Origin of the sequence: Paenibacillus sp. FSL R7-0128 (genome assembly GCF_038002245.1) — a bacterium.
Taxonomy (GTDB): Bacteria; Bacillota; Bacilli; order Paenibacillales; family Paenibacillaceae; genus Paenibacillus_AQ; species Paenibacillus_AQ silagei.
On record NZ_JBBOCD010000001.1, the window covers coordinates 7,714,988 to 7,733,037 of the forward strand.

General features: G+C 52.3%; 19 protein-coding genes and 1 tRNA gene. 2 read left to right on the plus strand and 18 right to left on the minus strand.

What is annotated here, in order from left to right:
• Nucleotides 1-120 precede the first annotated feature (120 nt).
• The 12 genes from dnaB to rpsF all read right to left on the minus strand — a co-directional run bounded on the left by dnaB (nucleotide 121) and on the right by rpsF (nucleotide 12,980).
• Nucleotides 121-1,482: a replicative DNA helicase gene (gene dnaB / locus NST26_RS33170; RefSeq protein ID WP_036699821.1), complete on the minus strand. Its 1,362-nt coding sequence runs from the start codon at nucleotides 1,480-1,482 to the stop codon at nucleotides 121-123.
• A gap of 1 nt (nucleotide 1,483) precedes the next feature.
• The gene (rplI, locus tag NST26_RS33175; RefSeq protein WP_036728030.1) at nucleotides 1,484-1,930 is read right to left on the minus strand and encodes a 50S ribosomal protein L9; all 447 of its coding nucleotides are present in this window, start codon (nucleotides 1,928-1,930) and stop codon (nucleotides 1,484-1,486) included.
• Nucleotides 1,927-3,930: a DHH family phosphoesterase gene (locus NST26_RS33180; protein WP_339252631.1), complete on the minus strand. Its 2,004-nt coding sequence runs from the start codon at nucleotides 3,928-3,930 to the stop codon at nucleotides 1,927-1,929. Before NST26_RS33180 ends, rplI begins: the two co-directional genes overlap by 4 nt.
• An 11-nt stretch (nucleotides 3,931-3,941) precedes the next feature.
• Nucleotides 3,942-4,859, minus strand: coding sequence for a DUF2232 domain-containing protein (locus NST26_RS33185; protein ID WP_036728034.1), 918 nt, complete (start codon nucleotides 4,857-4,859; stop codon nucleotides 3,942-3,944).
• Between the two features lie 6 nt (nucleotides 4,860-4,865).
• Nucleotides 4,866-5,168 carry a MazG-like family protein gene (locus NST26_RS33190; protein WP_179090524.1) on the minus strand — a complete coding sequence of 101 codons (303 nt, stop codon included), beginning with the start codon at nucleotides 5,166-5,168 and terminating at the stop codon, nucleotides 4,866-4,868.
• 158 nt (nucleotides 5,169-5,326) lie between these two features.
• Complete coding sequence (locus NST26_RS33195; protein ID WP_036728036.1) at nucleotides 5,327-5,752, minus strand: CBS domain-containing protein; 426 nt, start codon at nucleotides 5,750-5,752, stop codon at nucleotides 5,327-5,329.
• A gap of 193 nt (nucleotides 5,753-5,945) precedes the next feature.
• A complete protein-coding gene (locus tag NST26_RS33200; protein WP_036728037.1) occupies nucleotides 5,946-6,998 on the minus strand; it encodes an LCP family protein in 1,053 nt (350 codons plus the stop codon).
• 395 nt (nucleotides 6,999-7,393) lie between these two features.
• On the minus strand, nucleotides 7,394-9,115 hold the full coding sequence (gene opp4A / locus NST26_RS33205; RefSeq protein WP_339252635.1) for an oligopeptide ABC transporter substrate-binding protein: 1,722 nt from the start codon (nucleotides 9,113-9,115) through the stop codon (nucleotides 7,394-7,396).
• Between the two features lie 230 nt (nucleotides 9,116-9,345).
• Complete coding sequence (locus NST26_RS33210) at nucleotides 9,346-11,307, minus strand: endonuclease MutS2 (protein WP_339252637.1); 1,962 nt, start codon at nucleotides 11,305-11,307, stop codon at nucleotides 9,346-9,348.
• A gap of 529 nt (nucleotides 11,308-11,836) precedes the next feature.
• Entirely contained in the window at nucleotides 11,837-12,109 is a 273-nt protein-coding gene (gene rpsR, locus NST26_RS33215) for a 30S ribosomal protein S18 (protein ID WP_036699837.1), read from the minus strand.
• 21 nt (nucleotides 12,110-12,130) lie between these two features.
• Nucleotides 12,131-12,646 (minus strand): single-stranded DNA-binding protein, encoded by a 516-nt coding sequence (gene ssb / locus NST26_RS33220; RefSeq protein WP_036728041.1) that lies wholly within the window; start codon nucleotides 12,644-12,646, stop codon nucleotides 12,131-12,133.
• Between the two features lie 49 nt (nucleotides 12,647-12,695).
• Entirely contained in the window at nucleotides 12,696-12,980 is a 285-nt protein-coding gene (gene rpsF / locus NST26_RS33225; RefSeq protein WP_036728042.1) for a 30S ribosomal protein S6, read from the minus strand.
• Between the two features lie 244 nt (nucleotides 12,981-13,224).
• Between rpsF and NST26_RS33230 the strand changes: the two genes are divergently transcribed.
• Entirely contained in the window at nucleotides 13,225-13,422 is a 198-nt protein-coding gene (locus NST26_RS33230) for a YjzC family protein (RefSeq protein WP_036728044.1), read from the plus strand.
• Between the two features lie 344 nt (nucleotides 13,423-13,766).
• On the opposite strand, the gene NST26_RS33235 is transcribed toward NST26_RS33230, so the two are convergent.
• From NST26_RS33235 to NST26_RS33250, 4 genes are all read right to left on the minus strand, one after another.
• Nucleotides 13,767-13,857: transfer RNA gene (locus NST26_RS33235), tRNA-Ser, on the minus strand.
• 76 nt (nucleotides 13,858-13,933) lie between these two features.
• Nucleotides 13,934-14,146 (minus strand): DUF951 domain-containing protein, encoded by a 213-nt coding sequence (locus NST26_RS33240; RefSeq protein ID WP_036728045.1) that lies wholly within the window; start codon nucleotides 14,144-14,146, stop codon nucleotides 13,934-13,936.
• Entirely contained in the window at nucleotides 14,146-15,183 is a 1,038-nt protein-coding gene (locus NST26_RS33245; RefSeq protein WP_339252640.1) for a mechanosensitive ion channel family protein, read from the minus strand. Before NST26_RS33245 ends, NST26_RS33240 begins: the two co-directional genes overlap by 1 nt.
• A complete protein-coding gene (locus NST26_RS33250; protein WP_339252642.1) occupies nucleotides 15,176-15,451 on the minus strand; it encodes a DUF3343 domain-containing protein in 276 nt (91 codons plus the stop codon). The genes NST26_RS33245 and NST26_RS33250 overlap by 8 nt, the downstream gene beginning before the upstream one ends.
• Nucleotides 15,452-15,647: 196 nt before the next feature.
• Between NST26_RS33250 and yyaC the strand changes: the two genes are divergently transcribed.
• On the plus strand, nucleotides 15,648-16,256 hold the full coding sequence (yyaC, locus tag NST26_RS33255; RefSeq protein ID WP_036728050.1) for a spore protease YyaC: 609 nt from the start codon (nucleotides 15,648-15,650) through the stop codon (nucleotides 16,254-16,256).
• Here the strand turns inward: yyaC and NST26_RS33260 are convergent.
• Together NST26_RS33260 and NST26_RS33265 are read right to left on the minus strand one after the other, a co-directional pair.
• Entirely contained in the window at nucleotides 16,228-16,728 is a 501-nt protein-coding gene (locus NST26_RS33260; protein WP_209879288.1) for a DUF4446 family protein, read from the minus strand. The two genes, yyaC and NST26_RS33260, sit on opposite strands and share 29 nt — an antisense overlap.
• An 86-nt stretch (nucleotides 16,729-16,814) precedes the next feature.
• Entirely contained in the window at nucleotides 16,815-17,978 is a 1,164-nt protein-coding gene (locus tag NST26_RS33265; protein WP_339252645.1) for an aminotransferase class V-fold PLP-dependent enzyme, read from the minus strand.
• Nucleotides 17,979-18,050 lie beyond the last annotated feature (72 nt).

The following is an 18,050-nucleotide window of genomic DNA, read 5'->3' on the forward strand; positions in this document are numbered from 1 at the left end:
CAGGCGGGCAGGCCGCCAAAGCACAATAATCAGTGTAACAGCGGCACTTTTTAAAGTCAAATAAAAACGAACGATCACAGACTGAAATGTGCGATCGTTCGTGTATTGTGCGAAGTTTGCCTAACCTGCAAACGGTTCTGCATGGGCCCGCTCGTAGTTGACGAACTTGTTGAAGTTCTTGAGGAACACAAGCTCCACCGTCCCTACCGGACCGTTACGCTGCTTGGCAATAATAATTTCGATAATGTTCTTCTTCTCGGTATCCTGATTGTAATAATCATCACGGTACAGGAACGCTACGATATCGGCATCCTGCTCGATAGAGCCTGATTCACGAAGGTCACTCATCATCGGCCGTTTGTCCTGGCGCTGCTCCACACCGCGGCTGAGCTGGGACAAGGCAATAACCGGAACGTCAAGCTCACGGGCGATCTGCTTCAGGGTACGGGAGATTTCCGATACCTCCTGCTGGCGGTTCTCGCCGGCCTTGCCCCGGCCCTGGATCAGCTGCAGGTAGTCGATGACAATCATTCCGAGTCCCTTTTCCTTCTTGAGCCGGCGGCATTTCGCCCGGATATCGGTAACTGTGATGCCCGGAGTGTCGTCGATGTAGATTTCGGACTCGGACAGCGACTGGATGCCCATCGTGAGCTTGGACCAGTCATCATCGCTCTTGAAATCACCGGTACGCATAATATTGGCGTCCAGATTGGCCTCTGCGCAGATCATACGCTGAACCAGCTGGGGCGCCGACATTTCCAGACTGAAGATGGCTACCGTCTCCTTCGCCCGCACCGCCACATTCTGCGCGATATTCAGAGCGAAGGCCGTCTTCCCGACGGAAGGACGGGCCGCCACAATAATCAAGTCATTGCGCTGAAAGCCGTTCGTCATATGGTCCAGGTCAACGAACCCGGTTGGAATCCCCGAGGTTCCGCCTTTATTCTGATGGAGCAGCTCGACCCGGTCGAATACCTGCATGAGCACATCGCGGATGGCAATGAACCCGCTGCCGCTGCGGCGGTTCGAGATCTCCAGGATTCGCCGCTCGGCGTCACTCAGCATAATGCCTACGTCTTCGCCGCCGGTATAGCCTTCGCTGACAATCTGCGTGGCTGTGCGGATCAGCCGCCGCAGCATCGCCTTCTCCTCAATAATCTGGGCGTAATAATCGACGTTGGCCGCAGTCGGCACCGCATGCGCCAGCTTCGCCAGATAGCTGACACCGCCGATATCCTCAAGCTCCCCCTTATCCTGGAGCCGGGATGTCAATGTAATCAGGTCAATCGGCTGGCTCTCTTCTCCGAGCTGCACCATCGCCTCAAATATCATCTGATGCGGTTTGTCGTAGAAGTCTTCGGTATTCACCCGCTCCATCGCGGTAATTAGCGCCTCATCCGACAGTAGAACTGCACCCAGTACGGCCTGTTCTGCCTCCAGATTCTGCGGGGGAACCCGATCGAAAAAGAGATCTCCACCCATCCTACTCCTCCGTTACCTGAACCGTGAGGTTAGCCTTTACTTCAGTATGCAGCTTAACTGTTGCCTGGAATGTGCCTACATGGCGGATCGAATCGCTCAGCTCAATTTTGCGCTTGTCGATGACGATGCCCTGAGTAGCTGCCAGTGTCTCGCCGATCTGCTTGCTGGTAATAGCGCCGAAGAGACGGCCGCCTTCGCCTGCTTTGGCCTTTAGAGTCAGGGTCAGCTCATCCAGCTTCTTGCCCAGCTGTACCGCTTCCTCCTTCTCCTGGTCCTTGCGGCGCTGTTCGGCTGCCGCCTGGTTCTCCAGTGTCTTCACATTACCGTCTGTAGCCGGACGAACCAGCCCGCGCGGCAGCAGGAAATTGGCTGCATAGCCCTCCGACACCTCTTTAACCTGCCCCTTCTTGCCTTGACCCTTAACATCCTTCAAGAATATGACCTTCATTCAAATAACCCCTCTTTCGCTTCAATTTCGGCCAGCACTGCGAGCAGTCTGGCTTCCGCTTCTTTGGTTGTTCCTTCAAGCTGTACAGCCGCGTTGGACAGATGTCCGCCGCCGCCCAGCTTCTCCATGACTACCTGCACATTCATCCGACCCAGAGAACGGGCGCTGATGCCGATCAGGCCGTCAGGACGTTCACTGATGACGAAGGACGCCACCACATTCGTCATCCCAAGCAGCGTATCCGCCGTCTGGGCGATCAGCAGCTGCGGGATCTTCATCCCGGGCTGTGTGACCACCAGTGCTATCTGGTCATACACCATGCGCGCATGCTTGATAATCTCCGCCTTCGAGATGTACTCCTGCAGATCCTCCTTCAGCATACGCTGAATGAGAATCGTATCCGCCCCGACCCGGCGCAGGAATCCGGCGGCCTCGAAGGTCCGCGAGCCTGTATGCAGCGCGAAATGCTTCGTATCGACCGTGATCCCGGCCAGCAGCATCGTGGCCTCCAGCGGGCTGAGCTTAATCTTGTCATGAATGTACTGCAGCAGCTCCGTCACCAGCTCACAGGTCGATGACGCATACGGCTCCAGATACACGAGCACAGCGTCATTGATGAACTCCTCACCCCGGCGGTGATGGTCAACCACCACAATCCGGCTGGCAACCTGCACCAGCCTCGGCTCCATAGTCATGGAAGCCTTGTGTGTATCCACAACAATGAGCAGCGTATGCTCCGTCATCATCTGGAGAGCCTGCTCTGGCGTGATGAAGGTCTTGTAGAGCGCCTCATCCTTGCGGATCTCCTCCAACATCCGGGTAATCGAAGGATTCGGCGTCTCCATCACAATGCTGGCTTCCACATTGTACATCTGTGCCGCCTTAAGCAGGCCAATCGCCGCTCCCACCGCGTCAATATCCGGTATCCGGTGCCCCATAATCAGCACCCGGTCGCTCTCCTGCATCAGATCCCGCAGGGCGTGGGCGATTACCCGCGCCCGGACGCGGGTGCGTTTCTCGGCGGCATTGGTCTTGCCGCCGTAGAAGGAGAGCCGCTGGCCCGCCTTCACAGCGGCCTGGTCCCCGCCTCTGCCGAGCGCCATGTCCAGACTCGACTGGGCAAGCGCTCCCAGCTCACTGGCCGATTCCGAGCCGTAGGCAAGGCCTATGCTCAGCGTCATCGGCACCTTGAGGTCTGCCGTCATCTCACGGACCTCATCCAGCACCACGAACCTGCTCTCCTCCAGGGCCTGAAGGCTGCGGTGGTTCAGCAGCATCAGGTACCGCTCGGAAGACAACCTGCGCAGATATACCTCGAATTGCTTGCTCCACTCGGTAATCTCACTGGCAACCTTGGCGATTAGCGAAGTACGCTGCTGATCATCCATCCCCTGGGCGGCCTCATCCAGATTATCCATCATGACAATTCCAATCGCCAGCTTCTCTTCCTCATACCGCTCACGCAGCACCACAAGCTCGGTAATATCGAATAAATACAGCAGCCGTTCGCTTGGAATCACTACAACCTCATAATAGCGGTCATCCACCGTAAGCTCATGGCGCTGCTCCTTCAATACCCCTTCCTTAACCGGTTCCCGCTTGGACGGCAGATTCTGCAGAGAAGCCATAACCTCCGGCATCAGCTCCTGCATATCTTCACCCACAAGCGACTTGCGGGAGAAGATCTGGCCGGCATTCCGGTTATGCCATTCCACCGCCCGGCTCTCACTGTACAGGATAATCCCGAGCGGAAGCATGCTTACAGCCTCCCCCTCCACCCGCTTGATGCGGAAGGACAGGCCGTTGATATAATCTACAAGGTTGCGGCGGAACGACAGCTCGGCCTGCAGCATGGTGAAACACAATGTGCCGGCCAGGAAGAGACTGGAAACTCCGAGGACCCAGTTATAGATACTGACTACTATAATCAGGACCAGCAGCAGTAAGAACGCCCACACGGTATGATAGCCGTGCCAGCGTCTTTGCAGAAATTTTGGCATGAGCCCTCACCCTATCGTTTCGATTTCTTCACAAGCTCCCGCAGCGGAAACGCCAGGTCCACCACACCAATAATCCAGAATCCCGGCAGAGCAATAACAGGGATTGCCAGCAGAAGAGCGATGATCTTGCTCCACTTCCGTTCATGCACCAGGAAGAAGAGGAAGCCGATGGTCTGGATCTTGAACGCAATCTGCAGCAGCGGCAGCAGATTGGCCGAGACCATTAGCATGAAGCCGCTGTCGGCACCGCCGAACAGCAGGCTGATTACGACGCCAAGCAGATAATACCAGATGAACGATCTGGCCAGTCTCCATTCCCGCGCCGGCTTCAGCTTAGGCACCGCATATTCCATACTGTTCAGAATAGGGCGGACAATGGAATGGGTAATGACCGCAATCACGAACGCACTGAGGATCAGCGTCATCGGTATCGCTTGGATCGTCAGCCAGCTCATCTGGCCAATCTGATCAGAGGAGAGGGCGATCTCGGACAGCAGCGGATTGCTTGCCCCCATACTTGCCAGCCAGTCTGCATAGGTCTTCAGAACATCATAGACGTAGTCGTACAAATTGAACTTAAGGAACGTCGTACTGATCAGCAGGATCAGCAGGAATTCAGCTAGTATAGCGACCATACCGGCAATTAGTGTAGAAATCGCTGAAGCACGCTTCTTGTACCATCGTCCCATCACAAGGGCCGGGATTAAGAAATAAGCCGCAATCAGGATATACATCGGGGTAATCAGGCCCACAATCAGCAGAACCGGTAACAGATGCAGAATGAACTGCTTGGTGTTAAGGGTCGTAAAGAGCACTATGGCCGGAATAATCATAAAGAATGTTGTAATAATTAGCAGCGGGGTTGACAGGGATAACAGCAGCAACAGATAAGCTACGCTCCAAGCCACAGATGTCCAGCGAAATTTCAACAGTATTCACCTCTTACGCATATGTTCTTCTAATGCAGATATATCCTGGTACCATTCTTCGAGCTGATGGCCCTCCTGCCTATGCTTTCGCAGCTTCTCCAGCAGTAAATCATCCAGCTCGCGATAAGGAATACCGAGTCTGCGCCCCAAGATGTACGAGCTCATAATCAGGCTGGCCAGACTGTCGCCGACACGCGTGGTACTGCCTTCCCACAGCGCTTTGAATAACCTTGAGACTTGATCAATAACTTCCGTCTTTAACCACTCAATTACCTTGGCGCGTTTGGCCACATCCAGATCCTTCGGCACATTGGGCACTGTCTCTCTACCTCCGGCAAAAAGCATTATTCTCCATTATAGCATAAAAATTTCCGAGCCACACGGACGCCTGCCGCCCCTGAATACCGCCTTCCATCTTTTAAAAAAGGCCCGCATTCCGCTTCGCCGGAAATACAGGCCTTGGTACCTTATAACGATTCGAGCGATTGCCGTGAGACAAATTTCTCGCAGTATTCAATAATCTGGCTCCGGCGTACAATGCCGATGAACCGCTTCATGTCGTCGACCACCGGTACAAAGTTCTGGACCTTGGCCAAATTAATCAGATCTTCCATATCCGCATCAATCGAGACCGCCAGATTGTTCATCCGCAGCGGGACATCCTTAAGCAGAAATTTGGAAGCATTCTCAAAGGTGACCGCGCCGCCCGACTCCTTCATATACCAGAGCAAATCACCTTCTGTAACCGTTCCCGCATATTCTCCGTTGCGGTTCAGGATCGGCACTGCTGTATAGCGGTGAAACTCCATCCGTTCCAGGGTCTGCCGCAGCGTCGAATCCATGGTAACACATGCGACCTCCTGCTTCGGAAGTAAAAAAAACGCAATGTTCATCTCTTAATCCTCCTCAAAGAATTCCGAAGGAATGCTACTTTACCTTCCTTGCACTAAAGCCCACCGTAGTTATACGTCTGCCCTCAGCAATAAGTTCCATTCCATTATAGCATGAAGACAGTAAACAGCAGCCATTAACCTTGAGGGAATGGCTGCTGTTTTTATAACGGGTCAAGAAAATCGGTTCTGATCCTTATTGTACTGCAGGTGTGGCCGAAGGCTCAAGCGCATTGCCGGCCTTGCCTGGCTCAATCAGCTGGTCAACCGGTGTGCTGGGGTTCATCCAATTGTCGATCAGCGCCTTGGCTTTATTCAGATCCTCTTCGTTCACTATATCGTAGTAGACCCCGTCCATCCGTTTGCCTTCCCCCATCACCGTGAAGCTGGAGATATCCATGTCCTTGCCGCCCATGAACTTCTTGGCGAGACTGATGATCATCGAGGGCTGAATATCCGTTTTGAAGTTGTCGCCCATGATATCCAGGAGCTCAGGAATATTGCCGATCTGGCTGATCGATAACATTTTATTCGCTACGACATCAATAAAGACCTGTTGACGTTTGGTCCGGTTGAAGTCGCTATCCTCACGGTAACGGGTATAGTTAAGTGCCTCTTCGCCGCTATAATTCGACTTATTGGCCTTAATGGTGAATTTCTCATGGTCTTTGCCTTTGTTGACAATATCCTTCTTGATCGGGAGCGGCACACCGCCAATGGCATCGACAGCATCCTTCAGCCCCTGAAAGTTGATGGTGGCATAATATTGAATATCATGGCCGAGGAGCGCTTCCAGTGTGTCCTTAGACATTTGCTGCCCGCCGAATGCATACGCATGTGTAATTTTATCCTTCTTATTGTCCTTGTATCCGATAATTTCCGTGTAGGTATCCCGGGGAACGGAGATCAGCAGAATTTTATAATCCTCCGGCCGGATCACCGCATACATCATGGTATCTGAGCGTGCGGTTTCATTCTTCCGCTGATCTGTACCAAGAAGCATCAGAGAGAACGGGTCGCTTTTGAGTGCCACGGGTTCAGCCTTAACGGAAGTCGGTGTCTTGCTGGTGTTATTCTCCAGAGGCACATAGGATGCATCCGTCAGCTTCTGCTCCACCTGATCGGATAAAAAGAGGTCGAATGCCAGCACAGCCAGCGGCTTCTGGAACAGAAACCCTCCGGCTGCAATCACCAGTACCAGAATGAGCGCAATGTATCTTTTTTTTATTTTTTTAAGCTTATTCATCATTTTTGATTCCTTCTTTATGGTGGAATGTACATATTATGAACGTAATCTATTTACAATGGCCGCCTGGGCTTCCAAGGCAGTCATGAGTGGGCTGTTCTAGCTGCTGTACGCCGCCCTGCTTCAGATGGTATTATTCCCCCTTTCCGGGATTCGGGTCGTTCTAATTGTAGAATAAACCTGGAAAACGGCTTTGACACATAAACAATATTTCTATTGTAATCACTTCACCACTAAAAAGAAACAACAAATAACGACAACTTTGACACTTAGGCCGCTTATATTCCATAAAGTATATGACGCAGCAAACGGCGTTTTGATTCTTTTTCAGCCAAAAAAAATAAAAAAAGACAGTCTGTTCAGCCACTTAACACAGCAGATCAGACCATCCTCTTAGCCTATTCAGTATCCTTAATCCACCAGCTCTGCGGATTGATGATATTGCTTAAAGCGTTCATTGTTACCCCTTGCAGGCGCTTATTCACCGCAGTAATATCCGAGCGTTCAGCAAAAAAGATCATTGGAACCTCATCATTGATCAGCTTCTGCCATTCATAGTAGATTTCCTTCCGGAAGTCCTTATCATACGCCTTCAGGCTAACCCCTTCCCGGATCAGGTCCTCACTGCGCTTCGACGTCCACCGGGGGTAATTCCACGAATCGGTAGCGCGCCATAAGCCCGAAGGATCAGGGTCGCTGGCCAGTCCCCACACGCCGTTGAACAGCTCCACTGCCGGATCATCCGACTCCACAGCTTCATAAAAGGTATTCAGCTCCTTGAGGCTTCCTCCGCTGAGCCGCACATCCAGCCCGACATCACGCCAATTCTGGAGAATGGCTGCCGTCCGGGCCTCAGCTGTCTTGCTGCCGCTCATCGCATCATAGTGAATAACGAGCTTCTTGCCGCCGGGATCTTCGCGGAGTCCATCCCCGTCTAGATCCAGATACCCGGCCTCATCCAGCAGCTTCCCAGCCTTTTCCGGAGAATAGGGATAGGTGTCGATCTCCTCATCCGCGATCTTGGCCCAGCTGGAGCTGGGGATAGGTGTCTCGATAAGCGTCCCAAGGCCATAGGAATATTTATCTAGAATCCCTTGCCGGTCAAGTGCATAATACATTGCCTTACGCAGTCGTTTATCCTTGAACTTGGGATTATCCATTACCACCTGACCGTCTGTCTCATCCCAGTGTCCAAACTTGAACCCGATATATTCAAACGACATTCCTGGTGTGACCCTAATCTCTACGTTATCCAATTGCCCTGCGGCCTCATAGGCATCACGCGGCAAAGCCGCCATATCGACAGTTCCTGCTTCAAGCAGAGAGGTAATATCCTTGCTGTCGATCGCCTTATAAGTAATCCCGTCCAGAAGCGCTCCGCCCTTGTAATAATTATCGAACCGTTTCATTTCCACCGTCTGGCCCGGCACAATGCTGGTTACCATGAACGGACCCGTGCCAATTGGCCGCTTGCGCACCTGATCGCTGTCCAGCATATCCTTAACTGCCACTCCCGCGAAGTACCGCTTGTTCATCGGGTAGGCCCACAGATTATCAATCACGTTCACCCGTGCTGAATTCATTGTAATGCGCAGCGTATACGGGTCCATCACCTTAAGCCCTGTAATTTCCTTCGCCTGGCCCTGGTGGTACGCTTCTGCGCCCTTGATCATCTCAACGCTATAGTATCTGGAACCCGTATACTCCGGGCTGGCGATAGTCTCCAGAGCAAACTTCCAATCCTCCACGGTCAGCTCATCCCCGTTATGCCAGCGGACCCCGGGCTTAATGGTGAATGTGAACACCGTATGATCCTCGGACTCCTGCCAGCTGGCGATATTAGGAGCGGTGGACAAATCATCCTTCACAGTGAACATGGCCTCAGTGGTGAACTCCAGCACATTGGAATCATCTTCTCCTTCGAAGAATGCCGGTTCAAAGATCCCTTGAAAAGCGGACGGGTAGCCGAAGGTCACAGTCCCGCCTGTAATGGGTTCATCGGCTGTTTGGCTAAGGCGCGCCACAACATTCTTGACGGCCGGGCTTGGCCCGCTGCATGCCGACAATGCCACCAAGAGCGCAAGCGGTAGCATCAGTCTGCCGATGAGTCGGTTTGACATATATTTCTTCCCTCCCGGGTTGGATCACACAGTAATGTAAGCGGTTTCTACACTAGATTTTACTGTAATGCCTATTATGCAGATTATGGACAAATAATTATTCCACATTATAGAGGATATACAATATTCACTGTAAAGTGAAGTCTTTAATTTATTTCGGGGCAGCCCAGAACCCTTCCGATGTAGAAAAAAGCCTGCCCTGACGGGCAGACTTCAGCTATAGCAGCGCCTTAATTTTCCTCTCCCGGATGGATGATGCTCAGGCCCTCTACATGCTTTTTCCGCATCAGCTTACGCTTCTTCCGGGTCTCCTTGCTCTCAAAAATAATATCAAAATCATAATCCTCGGGGTACAGCTCCTCCTTGGACAGATAAGGCTTCAGCCGTTTGTGGTTAATACTCAGCTTCTGCTTCTGGATCATCACTCCGACCCTCCCCCGGCTGTCCTTCTTCTCATAGACAATTCCCGTCCGCCCTAAAGAGCTGACATAGACAGCATCTCCTATCGCAAATTCAGGTACTGGAGTATGCGCCTCCTGTGATGCAACGTTTCCCTGCTGTCCTTCAGCCGTTCTATCCGCTTTTGCAGTTATTTCATTCTGCGCTGCTTTAGCTCTCTCAGCAGCTCTGATAGCGTCCTTCCAAGGGCTGTGGCCGCCTCTGTGTCCCTGCTGCTCTGTCACAAGCTGTTTGGCCCGCTCGATAACGGAATGGACAATACCCAGCTTCTCGGCGATCTGCAGCGCGTAGCTCTCTCCAGCTTCGCCAATCGTTAGCTTATACAGCGGCTGCAGCGTGTTCTTATCGAACTCCATCCGTGCATTCTCGAAGCCTGCCGTTGCCGCCGCGAAGGCCTTCAGCTCATTGAAGTGGGTCGTTACCACGATATTAGCCCCCTTTCGGTTCAACTCCTCCAGAATCGCGATGGACAGCGCGAACCCTTCACCAGGGTCTGTGCCGGCAGCCAGCTCATCAATCAGCAGCAGCACGCCTCTGCCGGCATCATAGAGCATTCCTTCAATACTCTTCATCTGTGCCGAGAAGGTGCTTAGGGACTGTGTCAGGCTCTGTCCGTCTCCGATAACGCTCATTACATTGGTGAAGACCGCGAAGTCACTGCCGGGATCAACCGGTACCAGCAGGCCGGACTGCGCCATTAATACGAGCAGGCCCAGGGTTTTGAGCACAACCGTCTTGCCGCCTGTATTCGGCCCGGTCACGATCAGCGATTTATACCCTTGACCGAGCTCCAGACTGACCGGCACCATATCCTTCAGCAGGGGGTGACGGCCTCCATTCATCCTTACATAACCGCGTTCGTTCAGAGCAACCGGCCCCGCATCCATTACCCGGGCAACCTTCCCTTTGGCGAAAATAAAGTCATACATGCCCGTCACCTCAATATTCAGCCGGATAGCGGCCTGTTCCTGCTCTAACAGCCCTGTCAGCATGCTCAGGATTATTCCTTCCTCACGAGCCTCGTCAGCAGTCAGGAGCTCGATTTCTCCCTGTAACGAGGCCACCTCATCCGGCTCCACGAATACCGTCTGCCCGCTGGTGGACTGGTCCAGCACCGAGCCCCTAATTTGCTTGTGATACTCCCGTTTCACCGGAATGACATACCGCCCGCCGCGCATACTGACCAGACTTTCCTGTAAAATGGATTTGTGGCGGTTCATAATACTCTCCAGCTTCCGGTGCAGGCGCTCCTTGGCGACTGCCAGCCGTTTGCGGACCCGTTCCAGTCCTTTGCTGGCGTGGTCATCAATGACGCCCAGCCGGATACACCGTTCTATCTCGTCCCGAACCCCATTCAGCTCCTGAAGGGATGCCCCGTAAGCGGCGATGCGCGGCGCTATCTGCTCCTTGGCGGCCATGTATTTCCTGAGCTGTCCGCAGCTGTTCAGAAACAGCGAGACTGCGGTGAAATCCTGCTCATTGTACATATAGCCGGTCCCGAGCAGTGACAGCACCCATTCAATGCCCTCCAGCGAGGGAATCGGCACACTGGCTCCGCGCTCCAGCAGCTCCTTCGCTTCTTGCGCCTCCTCAAGCGCCCGGTGTATCGCCGGCAGGTAGATCATTGGCTGAAGCTCTCTGACAACCCTTCTTCCCTCATAAGATACCGCATAACGCAGCAATTCCTGCTTAATCGTCTCATATTCCAATGTGTGCAGACTTTGCAGATTCAACTTGAGTTCCTCCTTGTATACAAGTATATTTCTTATCCCAATCCACTGCGCATAACGCAAAAAGAGGGCAAAGAACCGCCACCACGGCAGTCTTCGCCCTCTTTTTGCTGCTGCTGCTTCTCTTTGGCTTCAGAGTCCCGCCCCTTACGGGAAGACGACTAAAAACAGAAAAAACCGTGCTGCAAGAGCACGGTTAATCACAAAGAGAACAATAGCCGGATCAAGAGGCCATCATGACGCTTCGCGTGTGTTCTTAACTAAATCATTCATTCCAGCAGCCCGCAGTCTACTCAGTCAGAGATGTCATCAGGACAGACTCCAACAAGACATGCCCCCGGCAAAATCAGAGCATGCGGCGGCTAACAGCCGGAACGATATGAAATTGCTTAGTTAAGAACGCTCACCAACATCAAAATTTCCCCTTTAGTTATAGGATACCTGTAATTTACTACACCTGGAATCCGTTTGTCAATTATGGGTTATCCCATACAAAAAGCAGCCGGCTAAGCCGGCTGCTTCATAAAACGTCCTATTCTGTTGTGTAAGGCAGCAGCGCGATTTGACGCGAGCGCTTTACAGCAATAGTCAGAGCGCGTTGGTATTTTGCACTTGTACCCGTTACACGACGCGGCAAGATCTTTCCGCGTTCGCTGATGAACTTCTTAAGAAGCTCAGTGTCTTTATAATCAATGTGAGTAATCTTGTTCACAGTGAAATAGCACACTTTTTTACGCTTGTTGCGTCCACCACGACGTGCCGGTCTTTTGTCGTTGTCCGCACCTTCTCTTGGTTTGAAAGCCATGTTCAGTTCAGTCCTTCCTTATTAAAATGGCAAATCATCGTCCGATATATCGATCGGTTTTCCATCGCCCGAAAAAGGATCTTGGGTATTGTTGTTACGCGAGAAATTATTGTTGTTGCCATTTCCGCGAGCACTGTTCCCGCCGTTACCGCCGCCACCGAAGGCTGGCTCTTCAGGCATACTTCCACCACTTGATGCATTTCCGCCTTCACGGCTCTGCGCGGATTCCAGGAAACGGACATTATCGGCAATAACTTCAGTAACGTATACACGTTTGCCTTCGTTATTCTCGTAATTCCGTACTTGGATGCGTCCTTCCACGGCTGCCAGTCTTCCTTTGCGCAAATAATTGGCACAGGTCTCAGCCAGCTGTCTCCAGGTTACTACCGGGATAAAGTCCGCCTCGCGTTCACCGTTCTGGCCCGTAAAGTTACGGTCTACGGCAAGCGTAAACTGTGTTACGGCAACACCAGCAGGAGTATAACGAAGTTCCGGGTCACGGGTCAACCGACCGATCAGAATGATACGGTTCAACAATTAGGTCCCCTCCTTAATAGCGCGATTCGTTACAAAGCTTGTCAATATCTTAGGCAACGTCGTTCGTAATGAGATAACGAATTACTTCGTCAGAAATCTTCATGATACGCTCAAGCTCAGTAACTACTGCAGGTTCTGCATTGAAGTTAACCAAAACAAAAACGCCATCACGATGTTTCTTGATCTCATACGCAAGACGGCGTTTACCTTGCACATCGTGCTTTGTAATTTCTCCGCCGTTGGAGATGATGCCTTGGAATTTTTCGACTGCTGCTTGAACGGCTTCTTGTTCAATGTCAGGACGAATAATGTACATGACTTCATATTTGCGCATAATTTTCACCTCCTTATGGTCTGCGGCCCCTGATCAGGTCAGGAGCAAGGAACGAGCACAAACATAGACTCGCACCAAATCAATATACCAAACCCAGCAGAGGATTGCAAGTTTTATTAATACGTACCAGATGCTGGACCCCCAAAAAATGTTGGCGGATTCCGTAAGAACCTCTGAGTAATCCCTCATCGTCAAGGCCACAATATAACAGCTTCATCATTCGATTACAGGAGGTTATTCACCAATGGGCGAACAGACGGAGTATGAAAAGGGCGACAAAGCCCCCAACCCGGGCGTTTACACCGAGGTAGGCGAAGCGCGGAGCTTCCACACGGAGATTCAGAATCCGAAGCGGATTACAATGGAGAAAGGCGACACCTTCCCGGAGACCAGCAACCAGAACCGCAAGTGGAAAAAAGTCGAGAAGGCCCGTGTCCATTAATTTCAGCAGCCAGGTATAAAACCTTGAAGGCTGCGCATACTAGACCCAGGCAGTACAAAAGAGAGGTGTGGTTCCGTTGAACGTCGCAGACGAACACGATCACAGGGATTCTGAATTCAGCAGCTATCGTACCCGGGGAGAGTGAAGCTGGCTCTGTAAAAAGGAGTAACAGCTTTGGCATTACCCAATCACAGTAGTAGCTATAGACAGAGATTTCCGAACGTCATTGATGTACTGCCTCTGGAAGAGAGACCTGCGAAGGTCTCTCTTTTTGCGTATACAGACACAAAAAAGCCCCCGTATCAGAACGGAGGTCTCATAAATTAAGAATATAATTGCTGAAGTGGCGGAGAGGGTGGGATTCGAACCCACGCACGCTTTGACACGCCTAACTGATTTCGAGTCAGCCCCCTTGGGCCTCTTGGGTACCTCTCCGCAGCAAGAATTATCATATCATGCTAATCGCACAATTGCAAGCGTTATTCATTTGCGTTTCGCTTCCTGCGCCAGCTTAATTATTCTCCGCTCCACTATCCGCTGAATGCAGGACCTTCTTCAGATTCTTTTCGAATTTGGCGCGGGGAATGAGGACACTGTGCTGACAGCCGGTGCACTTAATCCGGATATCCATCCCCATACGGATAATCTCCATCTCGTTACTTCCGCAGGGATGCTGCTTCTTCATCTGCACAATATCACCCAGCCCGAATACCTTGCGTTCCATTACTCTTCCCCCTCCTCTGCCTCTTGCGCAGCAGCTACCTGCCTTCTTGGGCTGGCCTCTTGCTCCTCACGGGCTCTACGGGCTTCCTCTATGCGTTCCTGCTCACGGGCCGCCTCAGCCTCTCTTGCCTCCCTCTCCGCCTGCTCACGCGCCTCCTGCTCGGCCTTAGCAGCCTCCAGGGCGCTCTGCTTCTCCAGAGCATGCTTGATATCATTCTGAATCTGCCGCTCGGCAGCGTCTCTGGCATTAGGCAGGCAATTCGCCGCTATGCGGATGACATACTCTGAGGTGCTCATCGACTGGATTCCCAGAATATTAGGGTAGGCAATGACACTGGAGCTGCGTTCCTCGATGCCCTGAAGCGCCTCGCCGATCAGTGCCAGGGTGGCTTCGAGCCCGCGTTCGATTTTAACCGGAACATCTACTACAGCCAGTGCATTCGCCAGCGAATAATTCGTCACATTAACAATCGTGCCGTTAGGAATGATGTGTACCTCGCCCGTAGCACTTAACAGTCTGGTCGTCCTCAGGCCAATCATCTCTACCGTTCCCTTATAGGTTCCGCTCTGGATAACATCCCCGACTGCAAACTGGTCCTCAAAAATAATAAAGAAGCCCGTAATCACATCTTTGACCAAACTTTGTGCGCCGAACCCTATAGCCAGCCCGACTACCCCTGCTCCGGCGAGCAGCGGCTTCAGATCGAAGTTGAACTCCGACAGAACCAGCAGAATCATGGTGAAGTTACAGAAGAAGGTAACCACATTCTTCATCAGTCCGCCGACCGTGGAGAAGCGCCGGTTATTGACTAATGCCCTCCCCCTCGTCTCCCGCTCAAGCGACCGGTCAATCACATTGGAGACCACCTTGATAATCACCCGGGTCAGAATGAAAATTATGAGAATTCTGATTCCCGAAAACAGGACCGCGGCCCACATATCAGTATTGGTGAACCAGTCCCATAATTTATCTTTGAAGCGGACGGCATCATTAACAACACCGTCAACGCCGTCGGCCGCCAGTAAGCTGTTAATCATCGAACCCCTCCTTCTCCGTTATTTCCACATACCCTGCACCCTCAATGGCCTTGGCGAAGATCCCCCGGATCTCTACGTTCTGCTCTTCGACCAGGACCCTTACCTCATCCAACGCACTCCGGTAGAATTGGATCGACATCGCACAGCCGGCGGTGATCTCCTTGGGCGTAGGGAAGATATCGATTTCAATCTCCGCATATTCAAGCAGCATCTCGGCGCGCAGCGCCTGCTGGGTCGAATCAAACGCTAGCAGCAGTTCCTCCTCCACACTCCACGCCTCCTCTGGGCTATTGGTCCTATCTATTGCCGCCATAGTATAAAAAACCACTTCCATCCATATACTAGGATCATCAGAACACGCTCCCGCGGACGTAAGCCTTGCATAATCAGCAGCCTGGCAGCCTGATTGCTTTTTCAGCTGATTTTCCGTGATTTGCAGTCGCCGCCTCAGAAAGGACGATTATATGAATTTCTCTTCCAAAGCTCCACCGCTGCAAGAACCATCCTGTTTAAAAATATCACATGCCGACCCCAATATCTATTCTGCCATTACCCACCGTCTGCTGTTCCACTTTTCGCGCACCCGTCCGGATACGCCCATTGTCATTATCTGCGTGGGCACGGACCGCTCGACCGGCGATTCTCTTGGCCCCCTGGTCGGCACGACACTGGCCCGCTTTCACAGCCCGCTGTTCCATCTCTACGGAACGCTGGAGGAGCCGGTACATGCCATTAACCTGGAAGAGACAGTTAGCCTTGTGTACCAAAAGCATGCCAACCCGTTCATCATCGCCATTGACGCCTGTCTCGGCCAGTCCACCAGCGTCGGCTGCATTCAGGTGGTTGAAGGTCCGCTGCGTCCTGGCGCAGGGGTCAACAAGCAGCTTCCCCCCGTTGGCGATATCCATTTGACCGGCATCGTTAATGTGGGAGGATTCATGGAATATTTCGTATTGCAGAACACCAGATTAAGCCTGGTGATGCGCTTGTCGGATATTATTTCATCCAGCCTCTACTCTGCCTTGAAGCAGTGGAACCTGCATGCTAGATCTGCTGCAACGCGAGAGCAATAACTTCCTTCTCCTCCGGTGACAGAGCATACGGGGTCTCTCCCTGTTCAATCGGCTTAGCATAGATATATGAGTTCTCGCGGTTGTGCAGACTGCTCAGCACAATCCCGCTGTGGTTGTCATCCAGAATGGCAAGCGAGAAACTCAGGTCATTACCGCGTTCTCCAAAAGCATTATAGCGCTTCATGGCCACCTTCGACTTCATGCCGCGCATTTTGGTATGTGCCGCTTCAAGCAGCGTCTTCTGCTCCAGCTGGACCTCCTCCAGCATATCCCCCTGATTCTTCAGGTTGACCAGCAGATTCTCCAGATCCTCTATGCCATTCCCGCCCATCATGGCTTCGTACCGGCTCCGCATTCTGCGAAGCCTGGCACCCTGGACGATCATCATAATGGCCATCAGTATGATTACCCCGGCAAAGCCCATGATGAACGCCGATAAATACTCGCTTATGATTTCATTTAACTCCGACATGTTGAATCATCCTTTATACAAAAATAAGAATTCCTACGCTGTAACGACACCGACCTGTATAATCCACCTGAATCCTTATCCACTTATTAGCTTGAACGCGATACGCCGTACATTTCGTCCATAGCTAACAGCAGCCGCTGAACATCCGCTTCCGTGGAACTCACTCCCACACTCGCCCTTACCGCTCCGCTAGCCAGAGTATCCGCTGCTTGATGGGCCAGCGGTGTACAGTGCATTCCTGCCCGCACGGCAATCTGGTATTCGCGGTCCAGCCGGTGGGCAATATGCGCCGACTCCTGCCCCTCTACAACAAAAGCCACAATTCCGCTGCGTGGAGCGCCCGGTGCCGGGCCCAGAATCCGCATGCCCGGAATAGCAGCCAAGCCCTCCATCAACAGCTGTGTCAACTTCCATTCCTGCATATGAATCTGTTCCACTCCCAGCGCCTTAACCGCCTTCACGCCAGCCAGCAGACCAGCTATTCCGACGGCATTCTGTGTCCCTGCCTCATAACGGTCCGGGCGAACACTTGGCTGCTCGCTGTTCTCCGACTGACTGCCAGTCCCTCCATGCATCAGCGGTTCCAAATCCAGCCCAGGAGAGATATACAGCCCCCCGGTTCCTTGCGGACCGAGCAGCCCTTTATGTCCCGGAAATGCCAGCAGATCAATATTCATAGACGCCACATCAATATTAAGCGCCCCTGCACTTTGAGCGGCATCTACCAGGAACACAGCCCCATGCGATTTCACTATGTCACCGATATCCCCAATCGGCAGAATACTTCCCAGCAGATTGGAACTGTGATTGCAGATCACCATCCGGGTGTTAGGACGCAGAGAACGCTGAAGCTCGTGAAGATTGATTTGGCCCTCGCGGTCCACCTGTATATAATCCACTTCAATCCCGATGCTCTGGCGCAAATACTCCAACGGTCTGCGCACTGAGTTATGCTCTGTCATCGTTGAAACGACATGATCCCCTGGTTGAAGTGTACCCTTAATAGCCATATTTAGCCCCATAGTTGTGTTATGGGTGAACGCAATATCCTGAGCATTCGCTATACCAAACAACTCTGCCAGCAGCATTCGTGCACGAACTAATACCCGCCCCGTCCCGATAGCCAGTGAGTGGTTGCCCCGCCCAGCATTGGCCCCTGACTTTTCCAAGGCCTCCACCATAGCTGCAGCCACCTCCGGCGGCTTGGGCCACGAAGTAGCTGCGTGATCGAGATATACCAGCCTCTCCATCTTCCACCCTCCCTCTTTTCGATTTAAAAAACATACCCCTCCATATCCGTATTAAGGATATCTCAGGATATG